The sequence below is a fragment of the Acinetobacter sp. YH12120 genome (assembly GCF_013418795.1).
In the GTDB taxonomy this organism is placed as follows: Bacteria; Pseudomonadota; Gammaproteobacteria; order Pseudomonadales; family Moraxellaceae; genus Acinetobacter; species Acinetobacter towneri.
In genome coordinates, this window is the sequence record NZ_VPBI01000026.1 from 1 (window position 1) to 12,239 (window position 12,239).

The window sequence follows — 12,239 nt, forward strand, 5'->3', positions numbered from 1 at the left end:
GATTCATGCACGTGTAGCAGTCCTCAACAGATTTACGGAATTAGGTCGACCAGTTACCCAAGTTACGCCTTAAATTTGGCTCAATTAGGGGCGCTTTGCATTTCAAATCTTTGTGCAACAAAGCCCAACAACAATCATCAAAAAGTCATCGATGCAGTGGTGGCACACTTAAATGCCAATAACCAACTGCTCAAAGCCTCGCTTTTTGCAGAAACAGATCAAAAGAAGATTCCACAGGCCTTTGGCGACCAACAAAAAGCACAATATCAAGCAGGTTTGGAACTCAATGCAGGCAATCAAAACTGGGATGCTAAAATTAGGGTCAATGCAGAAAAAGACCCACAAATTGATAACGATCAAGATGTCAATGTTGAAGGTTCCTATATTGCAGCCAAGCTTTGGAATCAATGGCTCATTGCAGGGCAAATTCCAACCTATTGGGGCCCTGCACATGACGGTAGTTTAATTCGCGGCGATGCTAGCCGCCCAGTTTACGGCGTAACTATGCAACGTGCCGAACAACAAGCTTTCAGCAACAAATGGTTGTCATGGATTGGTCCATGGCAATATCAGGCCTTTACAGGTCAGTTGCATGATTATGATGCTGTACCCGATGCCAAATTGATTGGTTTACGTGTCACTGCACAACCGCTGCCTTATTTGGAATTGGGTGCTTCACGTGCCTTTCAATGGGGGGGTGAAAATCGTCCAGAAAGTTTTGACTCATTCTGGGATGCGGTGATTGGTAAAGATAATGTGTATGGAGATACTCCTAACCCATCTAACCAGGTGGCAGGCTTTGATGCACGCTTAAACCTACAGCCATTGCTACAAGTGCCAATGGGTGTTTATGCACAATATGCTGGTGAAGATGAAGCAGGCGGCTTACCTTCAAAAAAAATGTATTTGGCTGGGGTAGACTATTCATCAAGCTATCAGAATATGCCGTTCCACCTCTATACCGAATGGGCTGACACCCGTACCAACGGTAAAGCACAAGGTATCACTTATAATCACAGCGACTATACTCACGGTTTCTACCAACATGGCTATCCTTTAGCGCATGCTATTGGCGGTGATGGACAAATGATTTCAGTCGGTGGTGATATTCGTTTTGATCGTATGAACCGCGTGAATGCACGTATGTTGTTTGCCAAATTGAATGAATCAAACCGCGCAACTAACCAAGCTTTCCCAGAAAAAGATCAGTTAAAAGCTTTGGATTTGACTTGGACACACTATATACGCCCAGATATTCCACTTAAACTGAATGGCTGGATTAGCGATTCAGATATCCATGGCAATGATGGTGGTGCATCAATTGGCATTGAATTTCCTTTAGAAAAAGGGCTGTTTTCTTATTAAATCTACCCGCTAGCCCGAAATACTTCGTGGATGAGATCGACACCGATTTCATCCATTTTCTGAGATTAAAAATTCAGCGCAACTTAATTATTTAACGCAAAATTTCAGGCAATGCCTTAAAACTACCGCTTTTGCTTAATTCAATTTTCATTTTTTGCAGCATTTGATACGGTTGCTGCTGCACAAACATATTCACAAAACTTAAAGGAATCGAGCCTTCAGGGTTTGCATAGCCATAGGTACTGACTTTGACTTTTTGATTGCCCAGTTTTTGAAATGTCCAGTCGCCTTCGTAATCTTGAATACGCACATAATCTGGGTTCAAGGGATAGCCCCCCTCAATGGCTTTATTTTGAATACTGATAATACCTTGTGCATCTTTACTCATTTTGCCTTTGACCACTAAATCACGATCTTTTAGTGGAAAAGGAAAATCCAGCACCATATACAGCAAGAACTCACCTTTTTGGTCATCGCGTGATAAGACTTTGACACTGCCCACATAAGGCACCCATTTCACGGCATGATCAACATCTAAAATTAAGGCAGCAGCTTTTTCTAAAGGTACATTGAAGGTGGTTTCAGCCTTATACACAAACACAGGGCTAGACTGCTGTTGAAAGGTCCAGACTTTAATATTGTTTTTATGTATGCTCAGTTTGGCATGTTCAATATTTTGTGCAGAGGCCGCACAAATACAGGTGCTTAACCCAAGCATCAACAGAGATTTTTTCATTTTATTTTGCATCTTATTTTAGTTTTATGTGGGGTCTGATGCGTCATCATCCGTGACACCAGACCCTAGTTTAAGCGGCAGATTGAAAATTGTTCAAGTCATTTTATCTATTTCGGATTCCTGCGCAGTTTTTAAACCTGAATATCGTTAAATCCAAGAACATCTTTCATATCGTATTTACGCGCTTCGCGTCCAACCACCCACGCTGCAGCACGCACGGCACCTGCAGCAAAGTTCATGCGGTTGGTGGCTTTGTGGGTAATTTCCACACGCTCGCCATCGGCAATAAACATCGCAGTATGTTCACCCACAATGTCGCCACCACGAATGGTTTGGAAACCAATGCTTTTGCGTTCACGTGGCCCTGTGTGTCCTTCGCGGCAGTAAACAGCATCGTGTTTTAAATCACGACCTAAGGTTGCTGCAATGGCCTCGCCCATCATCAATGCCGTGCCTGATGGTGCATCAACTTTGTGACGATGGTGTGCTTCAATCACTTCAATATCTACGCTATCACCAAAGACTTTGGCTGCCAATTCCAACAGTTTAATAGATACGTTTACCCCTACTGAATAGTTGGCGGCATATACCACAGGCGTCTGTTGAGCCGATTCTTCTAAGAGTGCTTTTTGTTCATCATTCATGCCTGTGGTGCCAATCACAATCGCTACGCCTGCTTCACGACAAAGCTTTAAGTGCTGTGCAGTGGCGGCTGGTGCGGTAAAGTCGATTACGACATCACAGTCAGCTAATACTTGTTCTAGGCTGCCCACGACTTTCACACCGAGTGTACCCACACCTGCCAGCTCTCCCGCATCTGCCCCCAAGAGACTGCTTTCTGGGCGTTCGACTGCGGCTGCCAATTGGTAGCCTGCTTCTTGAACGGCTTGAATTAAGATGCGGCCCATACGGCCGCCTGCACCTAATACACCAATGCGTGGAGTTGCTGACATAGCATATTCCTAAAATAGATTCTAAATTGTGCTTACTATAGCAAAACTCGCTGCCTAGACTAAGTTTGTCTGCTAAGTTTTTGGGTTTATTTTTATCCGAAAGCAAGCCGAGCTGTACTGCTGATGGTCACTTTACACACCTCAGGCAAACTTTTATCGAAGCGATGCTAAAAATTTATCTCAAAATGCTGATTTTTTATTTTTATTTCACAAATTTGCAAACTTGTATGCGCAGACTAGCCTGCACGAATGAAAACAACTGCAAAAATTAAAGGGGATTTACATGCATTCGAAGAACATGGTATTGGCATTATTGTTGGGCATGAGCACAGCATCCGTATTTGCAGAGCCTGCACTTCAAGAAGGTGATACGCTTGAAAGCCTGTCTAAAGTCCGTATTAGCGTGACACTACAAGAACCGCTTGCGGTGGAAGTTGATACACCTGAACTTGAAGAAACAGCAGCAGAACATGGGGTTGTTGCAAGCGCTCAACCACAAACTGTCGTTAAAACAGCAACAACTGAAATGGTTGATGCTTTAGAGATAGATATACCTGAAGTCGAATAAGCGTGATGTCTTGTCCTGAAATAGATTGACAGTATTCCACTTCAAACCGAGTTAAGCAATTAGCTCGGTTTTAGTTTGCTCATACATCTGATTCGGGGTGTTCATATTTAAACTTAAATGTGGTCTATAGCAATTATAAATCATGATAGATTCCGCAATTAAGTGATCTAACTCCTTCATGGTTTGACATCGCGTGGTTAAAAACTCCTGCTTTAATATTCCATTAATCCGCTCTGCTAATGCATTCTGGTAACAGTCTCCTCCATCTGTCATAGAAGGACATACCCCATAATGGCGTAATGCCGATTGATATAGTTCAGAGCAATACTGAGAGCCTCTGTCTGAATGGTGAATCATCCTGGCTGCCCGATCTGTCACATGCTGCATCGCCATATGTAGTGCCTGCACAACATTCTCTGCACGCATATCATTCGATAACTTATAACCTTTAATCTGGCGGGTATAAGCATCTGTCACTAAGGATAAATAATGTACGCCTTCAGCACTCTCAACATAGGTAATATCACTGACAAAGACTTCATTGGCTTGCACCGCTGAATAATCCTTTAATAAATTTGGATGCTTCTTCATCCAATGCTTGCTATCCGTAGTTTTTGTATAACGACGCTTGGGGCGAATCAATAAATTATTTTCTTTCAATATTTTAAATAACTGATCCCGTCCACACTTTAAACCACGCTGCAACAATTTGCCTTTAATAAGCCAATACAGCTTACGTGTTCCGATACTTGGCATGAGACAGCGATACTCCATAACCAACTCGAGTATTTGTTCTGTTACTTGTGCAGTCATTTGAGCACGTTTTTCTGCTTGATAATAAGCTTGTCGAGTGATTCCTAACCACTGACAATAACGTGAAACGCTTAGTCTTCTTTGGCTTTGCCAATCTTTGAAACGTGCTCGGTATACTTTTTTCCAAGATCAGTCCCACACTCTTTATCAATGTGATAAATCACATCCTGTATAAATTCAGTTTTGAGCTTTTCTGCGGCTAACTGTTTTTCTAATTGGCGGATTCGTTGTTGGGGTGTCAATTGGCGTTTAGAAGAAGTCGGCATATTCGAAGTCCAATCCTGTTGTCCGTGCTTGCGTAACCATACCAGCACAGTTGATCTTCCTTGAATACCATATTTTGCCTGAGCTTGTTTATAAGTAATTTGCCCTTTTTCTACTTCATGTACCACCATCATTTTAAAGGCGAAGCTATAATCACGTTGTGTGCGCTTAACTCGTTGTTCTCGTGCATGTTCCATAAAATAAGTCTCTTAAGGTGTAAACTTATTTCAGGACGGGACATGAAGCAGATACAACAAAGGCGATCTTAAGATCGCCTTTATTATTTGAGTTTAGATCAGGTTGTGCTTCGACATACCTAATCTAAGTTTCCTTAATCAAACAAACGATCAAAGAAAGACTTTTTCTTTGGTGATGACTGACTGCCCTCACCTTCCATCGTCGTCTGCAACTCTTTTAACAATTCACGCTGACGTGCAGTTAAATTCACAGGTGTTTCCACCACAATACGGCAGAGTAAATCGCCCTGCATACTGCTACGCACAGGTTTTACCCCTTTACCACGCAAACGGAACAATTTACCCGTTTGTGTTCCCTCAGGTACTTTCAGGCTCACGCGACCATCTAGAGTAGGAATTTCAATTTCCTTACCTAAAGCAGCATCGGCAATGCTAACAGGCACATCCATATACAGATCAGCACCATCACGCTGGAAGATTTCGTGCTCACGCACCACCACTTCTACATATAGGTCGCCCGATTGACCATCACGAATGGCTTCACCTTTACCTGTTAAGCGTACGCGGTCGCCATTGTCCACGCCAGCAGGAATGGTCACCTCAAGGGTTTGCTGACGATCTGACACACCCGAACCATGACATTTTTTACATGGGTTCTTGATAATTTTGCCCTGACCACGACAAGTGCTACAGGTTTGCTGTACCGAGAAGAAACCTTGCTGCATGCGTACTTGACCCGCACCATGACAGGTTGGACAGGTTTCAACATCATTTGGATTTTCTGAGCCTTTACCATCACAAGCGTCACAAGGCGCAGGTGCTGTAAAGGTGATGGTTTTCTTAACGCCTTTGACTGCTTCTTCAAGCGTCAATTCCATCACATAGCGTAAGTCTGAACCACGGCGTTGACGTTGCTGGCCACGCCCCCCCCCACCAAAGGCTCCACCGAAAATATCCCCAAACTGGCTGAAAATATCTTCCGCACTGAAACCACCGAAGCCGCCAGCACCACCGCCCATACCACCTTCAAAGGCTTGATGGCCCATACGGTCGTACATGCTGCGTTTTTCGCTGTCTGACAGAACTTCATACGCTTCTGAAGCTTCTTTAAACTTCTCTTCAGCTTCAGGATTGTCCGGGTTACGGTCTGGATGATATTTCATCGCCAACTTACGGTAGGCTTTTTTAATTTCATCATCACTAGCGGTTTTAGAGACGCCCAAAACCTCATAATAATCACGTTTAGCCATGTCTGGCGATGCTCCTCACGGAATTCTATTTAAAACTTAACTGAAGTCTGAAATTGGGGTCAAACTGAGTTTTACAAGGGAAAGCTGTTAAAAATTTTAGCTGAAGTGCTTTAGATGAAGTTCAAGCCATTAGAACACAGCTTTATTTTTCAAAAATTTGGATAGCCCTTTAATCCAAGCATTGATTAAAAATAAGAAGGCAATCACGGCAAAGACCACACCTGCTACGGTGCAGGCTTTGACCCATAAAAAGGCATCCCAAGGAAAGAAGGCCAATGGAATAAACCACAATGCAGCAAACAATGCCAATACACTGTAAATCACCACATTACGCATGATCCATAAAGCCTGTGCCTGTAACCAGACTTCAGTGCTATCGACCACAATCACTTTTCGTGCATACCAATACGCCAATGCACCACTCACCACAGTAAATAAAGCAAAAAACATAAACACGTAAGAGATCGCAACCGAACGGCGAAACTTTACCAAGTTATCTTGCTTCATAATGTGATTTAACCCCATCTGTGCCATGCTTTATTTTTTAATCTGGCGCATGCTGTAACGTATGCAAAGGCTGAAAAATATAAGGTGCTACTATATTGAAATTTTCCAAGTTTCGCACCCGTTATTATGTCACTTTTACAGATTATGTGGATTTTTTTTCACTTTAAACCACTGTGCATATAATGCAGGTAAAAAGAACAAAGTTAATAAGGTCGCGACAATTAATCCGCCCATAATCGCCACAGCCATCGGGCCAAAGAAAATACTGCGAGAAAGTGGAATCATGGCCAAAACAGCCGCTAATGCTGTAAGGACAATTGGACGACAACGGCGTACCGTGGCGTTAATAATCGCATCCCACTGCGACTCTCCTGCCCGAATATCCTGCTCAATCTGATCAATTAAAATCAAAGAATTGCGCATGATCATGCCCGATAAGGCAATCGTGCCGAGCATCGCCACAAAACCAAAGGGTTTGTTAAACAGCAACAGAAACAATACCACGCCAATAATGCCGAGCGGTGCAGTCAAAAATACGATGAATGCACGAGACATGCTACGCAGCTGAATCATTAACAAGGTCATCACCACTGCAAGGAAAAATGGCATGCCTGCATTGACTGACTTTTGCCCACGTGCCGACTCTTCAACTGTACCGCCCACTTCAATTAAATAGCCATTTGGCAATTTTTCACGCAAGGCTGCCATCGGTTCAGACAGTTCTGCCACCACCGTTGCAGGTTGCAAATTGCTTCGAATATCGCCACGTACGGTAATGGTCGGCAAGCGGTTACGATGCCAAATTAAGCCTTCTTCAAAACGGTATTCAATTTGTGCAATTTGCGCCAACGGCACCGATGTTCCACGTGAAGTCGGTATGGCCAAACTGCTTAAAGATGCGACATCTAGGCGCTCGGTTTGATCACCACGTAAACGGATTTCAATCAGTTCACGTTTTTCACGATACTGATTGATTGCTGCGCCACTGATAGAGCTATTTAGGAAGTTAGCCAAATCCAGACTCGACACTCCCATTTGACGGGCACGGTCTTGATCAATCTGCAATTGAATGACTTTGCTCGGCTCACCCCAATCTAAATGCACATTGGTGCTGTTTGGGTTGGCACTGATGGTGGCTGCGACTTGCTGCGCCCATTGTCGTACTTGTGCCAAGTCTTCTCCTGACACGCGGAATTGCAATGGATAACCCACTGGTGGGCCATTTTCCAATAATGACACGCGAGTACGCACCTCTGGCAATAACAAGCGAATTTGTTCAGATAAATTACGGCGAATTTCATTGCGGTCTTCTAAAGACGATGCCAATACCACAAATTGGGCAAAACTGGCCTGCGGTAATTGCTGATCTAAAGGCAAATAGAAACGCGGCGAACCTGTGCCGACATAGGCCACATAATTGTCGATGCCTTGTTGTTGCGCCAAGAACTTTTCAACTTTTTTAACGGCTGCTTCTGTGGCTGTTAAAGACGCACCTTCTTCAAGTTTTAAATCGACTAAAATTTCTGCCCGATTGGAAGGTGGGAAAAATTGCTGTGGTACCAATTTAAACATGGCAATGGATAGGACAAAAATGGCCACGGTCGCTGCAATGACGGTTTTTCGATAGCGCACACAAGTATTAACCCATCCACGAAACACTTGATAAAAGCGGGTTTGATATGGGTCGTGTAATTCACCTGCGTGCTGTAGCACAGGCTGCGGTTCAGCTTGTTTGCGTACACGCGCCCAAAGACGTTGATACCACGGCGCTCGCTGTGCATGACGCTGAAAATCTGGCAATAATTTATCGCCCAGATACGGCACGAATAGCACGGCAGCAAACCAGGACACCACCAAAGCAATGGTCACCACTTGGAAAATTGAACGGGTATATTCCCCTGTACTTGAGGCTGCTGTGGCAATGGGTAAAAAACCTGCTGCGGTAATCAATGTCCCTGTCAGCATAGGGAAAGCAGTTGTTCGCCACGCATGGCCTGCAGCTTGCAAACGGCTATAGCCTTGCTCCATCTTAATTGCCATCATTTCAATGGCGATAATGGCGTCATCCACCAATAATCCGAGCGCTAGAATAAGCGCACCGAGTGAAATTTTGTGCAGCCCGACATCAAACAAATGCATACCTGCAAAAGTCATCGCCAAGACCAGTGGAATGGAAAATGCCACCACCAAGCCCGTGCGAAAACCCAGTGAAAAGAAGCTGACCAAGAGCACGATAATCACCGCCTCAGCCAACACTTTCATAAATTCATTGACGCTGTGTTTTACCGCAACAGGCTGATCAGAAACTTTTTGCAGTTGCATGCCCAAAGGCAAGGTCTTTTGCAAACGGGCAAATTCAGTTTCCAGATTTTCACCCAAAGCTAAAATATCACCGCCTTTACGCATCGACACCGCAATGCCAATGCCGTTTTCACCCATAAAGCGCATACGCGGTTGAGCAGGTTCGCTAAACCCACGATAAACTTCGGCAACATCGCCCAGTTGAATGGTGGTGCCATTCACTAACAGCGGCATTTGTTTTAGCTCATCAACACTGTGCAACGCACCGCTGACACGTACCTGAATACGGTCTGAATGGGTTTCAAAAAAACCTGCGCTTGCCATGCTGTTTTGTTGTTGTAAGGCTTGCTGAATCGCGGTAACAGGAATACCGAGTTGCGCGGCTTTGGTGTTAGATAACTCAATCCATATTTTTTGATCTTGTAAACCCACCAAATTAACTTTGGCTACATCTTTGACCCGCTGTAATTGTAGCTGCAAACGGTCGGCATATTCTTTGAGCGTGGCATAGTCATAGTCTGCGCCTGTCAGCACATAAATATTGCCAAAAGTGTCGCCAAATTCATCATTAAAAAATGGGCCTTGTACCCCTTGCGGCAATTCATGACGAATATCATTGACCTTTTTACGCACCTTGTACCAAACATCTGGAATTTGGCTAGAACGCATGGAATCTTTGGCAATAAAAGTCACCATGGACTCGCCCGGACGCGAATAAGCCATGATGCGTTCATAGTCGCCCGTGCTCATCAATTCTTTTTCGATGCGGTCGGTGACTTGTAACGAGACCTCTTTGGCGCTCGCTCCCGGCCAATAGGTTTGAATCACCATCACTTTAAAAGTAAACGGTGGATCTTCACTTTGTGCCAGTTTAGAGTATGAAAAAATCCCGACAATGCCCAACAGCAGCATCAAGTAGATCACTAGACCTTTATTTTTCAGCGCCCATTCGGATAAGTTAAAATTCATATTTTAACGCTCCGTCTGTGTGGCCGCAGAAGCTGCCTGAGCTGTTGGATTGACTGCCTGTACAGCTTGATTGTCACGGTTAATCGGGCGAATTTTTTGTCGATCACGCAGTAAATGCACCCCACCCATCACCACATAATCTTGCGGCTGTAAGCCACTCAGTACAGGCACGCTGTCACGTCCATAAGCGCCCAATGTAACAGGAATTTGGCGCACGGTTGAGTCTGGCTGTAAGACCAAAACAAAAGCTTGTTGCCCTGTTGCCGACACGCTAGATAAAGGCACATATAAACCCTGATTGGCTTGGCGAGTCAGAAATACCCGCGCGCTTTGCCCCAATTGAATCTGTGCATTGCCTTCACGTAAAGCCACTTTGACTTTAAAAGTACGCGACTGATCTGCCGCAGGGGAAATTTCTCGAACCGTACCTGCAAAACGGGTATCGGGTTGTGACCATAAACTTACCGTTGCCTCTTGCCCGACTCGAATTTCACCCACCGCTTGTTCAGGCACGCCAATCACGACTTCACGCTCCCCATCAATCGCCAATTGATAAGCGACCTGCCCTGCCGCTAAAACCTGCCCAACTTCAATATTGCGTTCAGTAATCACACCATTTTTTGTGGCACGTAACTGGTTATAGTCGGTTTGATTACTGCTGACTGCATAATTGGACTGTGCCTGTTTCAACTGTGCCATAGCATGTTGATATTGGTTTTTGACTGCATCATATTGCGAGCGACTGACGGCATTCATGGGTAATAATTGCTGAAAACGCTGTAACTCATCGCTAGCAATTTTTGCAGTAGATTGCGCACTTTCCAGTTGCGCACGCGCGGCATTGAGCTGCAATGCGGCATCTTGCACATCCAGTTTTGCTAAGACTTGCCCAACTTTGACCTGATCTCCCACATCGGCAAAACGCTGTGTAACTTGCCCTGCAACCCGAAATGCCAAAGCCGTTTGCTGACGTGCTTGCACCTCGCCTGCATAGCTTTTTTGCTCAAGATGTAAACTGCTGGGCTGGGTCACCATCACCAAAGGGACTTCCTGTTCAACCTCGGTTTTTTGCTTACTGCATCCAATTAGGGTGATACAGCACAGCAGCATCAGGCTACCAATGAGATTCTGAGTCGTGTTCATCAGGTTTGCTCTTATTTAAACGTTTTTTTTAGGGCAGAATACGGTAGGGTTTGCTGACACTTCGTCTATGTTTGCGACAGCGCATATTTTTAGCTGATATAAGGCATGAGGCAGGAAACTTAGTCATTCTAAGTAACTGACTCATAACGTAATAGCAGTAAAAAATATGCTTGTTCCAAAGGACTGTGGCTAAAACTTTCTCAGATTGCGTTATGAAACTTGGTAATAGTCTCGCTATTCCCTGCGTTTCATGCCTGATCTGCTCAGTTTTAGCCTACAGCGCAAGCCATTTATGAAGTGCGTGCAAACCCCTATATTAAATTGATTATTTTTTAATTAATATACCACTGGGTACATTAATTAAAACTGAAGCGTCATTTTCCAGTTGTACTGATGCAAATTAGGATGAGCGTGTGCAGATTCATGTCGGACGACCAAAAGATTTAGAAAAACGCCAACGCATTTTAATGTCGGCAAAACACTTGTTTTTAAAGTTGGGCTTTCATGGTTCTAGTATGAATCAGATTGCACGTGAAGCAGGCGTGACCAAATTAACGGTGTATAACCACTTTCAAGACAAAGCCACGTTATTTTCCTGTGCCATTGAAGAAACCTGTGAAAGTCTGCTCAAAGCACAACCTTTGGACTTGACTGCACATAGCAATTTTAAGCAGGCCTTATACCAAGCCTGTAAACTGTCCTTGAACTTGGTCAATATGCCTGAAGCGATTAAATTAGAACATTTGCTGATGGAACTGGCCTCGGAGCAAAATCCGTTGGCATTGCAGTTTTACAATGCCTCACATGCCAAACTTCGCGCGATGTGGGAAAGCTTCTTTCGCCAAGCAGTAGAATTGCAGTTTATTCAGGCCGATGAACCAAAAACGCAAACTGAATTGATCGTTTCCTTACTGCATGGTTTACGTCACCATGAAGTTTTACTCGGTGTACGTGCCGTGCCCGATGCTGCACAATCTCAAAAGATTATTGAAGATGCGATTGGTATTTTTATGCTGCGTTATGGCTGAACAAGCTAATTTCGCAGCCTCATCATGCGAGATCTAACTCTCACGTTGCACATATACGAATGATCAACTGACTCATATCTCCGTCCTGTATTTCTCTCCTAAATACTGCCGTTTGGCACTATAACTTCAGATGCACAAAATCCAT

General features: G+C 44.2%; 9 protein-coding genes and 1 pseudogene. 3 read left to right on the forward strand and 7 right to left on the reverse strand.

All coding sequences use genetic code 11. The annotated features are described in order from the left end of the window. Positions 1-126 precede the first annotated feature (126 nt). Positions 127-1,365 (forward strand): annotated as a pseudogene (locus FTU58_RS12315) (capsule assembly Wzi family protein); the annotation flags it as partial. A 91-nt stretch (positions 1,366-1,456) separates the two neighbouring features. On the opposite strand, the gene FTU58_RS12320 reads toward FTU58_RS12315, so the two are convergent. Both FTU58_RS12320 and dapB read right to left on the reverse strand, forming a co-directional pair. Further along, positions 1,457-2,101 (reverse strand): START domain-containing protein, encoded by a 645-nt coding sequence (locus FTU58_RS12320; protein WP_167845639.1) that lies wholly within the window; start codon positions 2,099-2,101, stop codon positions 1,457-1,459. Between the two features lie 131 nt (positions 2,102-2,232). After that, complete coding sequence (gene dapB / locus FTU58_RS12325; RefSeq protein WP_070154911.1) at positions 2,233-3,054, reverse strand: 4-hydroxy-tetrahydrodipicolinate reductase; 822 nt, start codon at positions 3,052-3,054, stop codon at positions 2,233-2,235. Between the two features lie 283 nt (positions 3,055-3,337). Between dapB and FTU58_RS12330 the strand changes: the two genes are divergently transcribed. After that, complete coding sequence (locus tag FTU58_RS12330) at positions 3,338-3,622, forward strand: hypothetical protein (RefSeq protein WP_180062503.1); 285 nt, start codon at positions 3,338-3,340, stop codon at positions 3,620-3,622. A 51-nt stretch (positions 3,623-3,673) separates the two neighbouring features. Here the strand turns inward: FTU58_RS12330 and FTU58_RS12335 are convergent. The 5 genes from FTU58_RS12335 to FTU58_RS12355 form a co-directional block, all read right to left on the reverse strand. After that, positions 3,674-4,896, reverse strand: a protein-coding gene (locus FTU58_RS12335) for an IS3 family transposase (protein WP_180062504.1) whose coding sequence is annotated in 2 segments (ribosomal slippage) — positions 3,674-4,560 and positions 4,560-4,896 — 1,224 coding nt in all. Because the reading frame shifts where the segments join, the coding sequence is not laid out codon by codon here. 134 nt (positions 4,897-5,030) lie between these two features. Beyond that, positions 5,031-6,146 carry a molecular chaperone DnaJ gene (gene dnaJ / locus FTU58_RS12340; protein WP_180062505.1) on the reverse strand — a complete coding sequence of 372 codons (1,116 nt, stop codon included), beginning with the start codon at positions 6,144-6,146 and terminating at the stop codon, positions 5,031-5,033. 129 nt (positions 6,147-6,275) lie between these two features. Beyond that, positions 6,276-6,653, reverse strand: coding sequence for a hypothetical protein (locus FTU58_RS12345; RefSeq protein WP_026438412.1), 378 nt, complete (start codon positions 6,651-6,653; stop codon positions 6,276-6,278). 135 nt (positions 6,654-6,788) lie between these two features. Further along, positions 6,789-9,923 (reverse strand): efflux RND transporter permease subunit, encoded by a 3,135-nt coding sequence (locus FTU58_RS12350; RefSeq protein ID WP_180062506.1) that lies wholly within the window; start codon positions 9,921-9,923, stop codon positions 6,789-6,791. A 3-nt stretch (positions 9,924-9,926) separates the two neighbouring features. Then, on the reverse strand, positions 9,927-11,066 hold the full coding sequence (locus tag FTU58_RS12355) for an efflux RND transporter periplasmic adaptor subunit (RefSeq protein ID WP_180062507.1): 1,140 nt from the start codon (positions 11,064-11,066) through the stop codon (positions 9,927-9,929). A gap of 413 nt (positions 11,067-11,479) precedes the next feature. Here FTU58_RS12355 and FTU58_RS12360 point away from each other — a divergent pair, with 413 nt between their 5' ends. Further along, positions 11,480-12,094, forward strand: coding sequence for a TetR/AcrR family transcriptional regulator (locus tag FTU58_RS12360; RefSeq protein ID WP_019837343.1), 615 nt, complete (start codon positions 11,480-11,482; stop codon positions 12,092-12,094). Positions 12,095-12,239 lie beyond the last annotated feature (145 nt).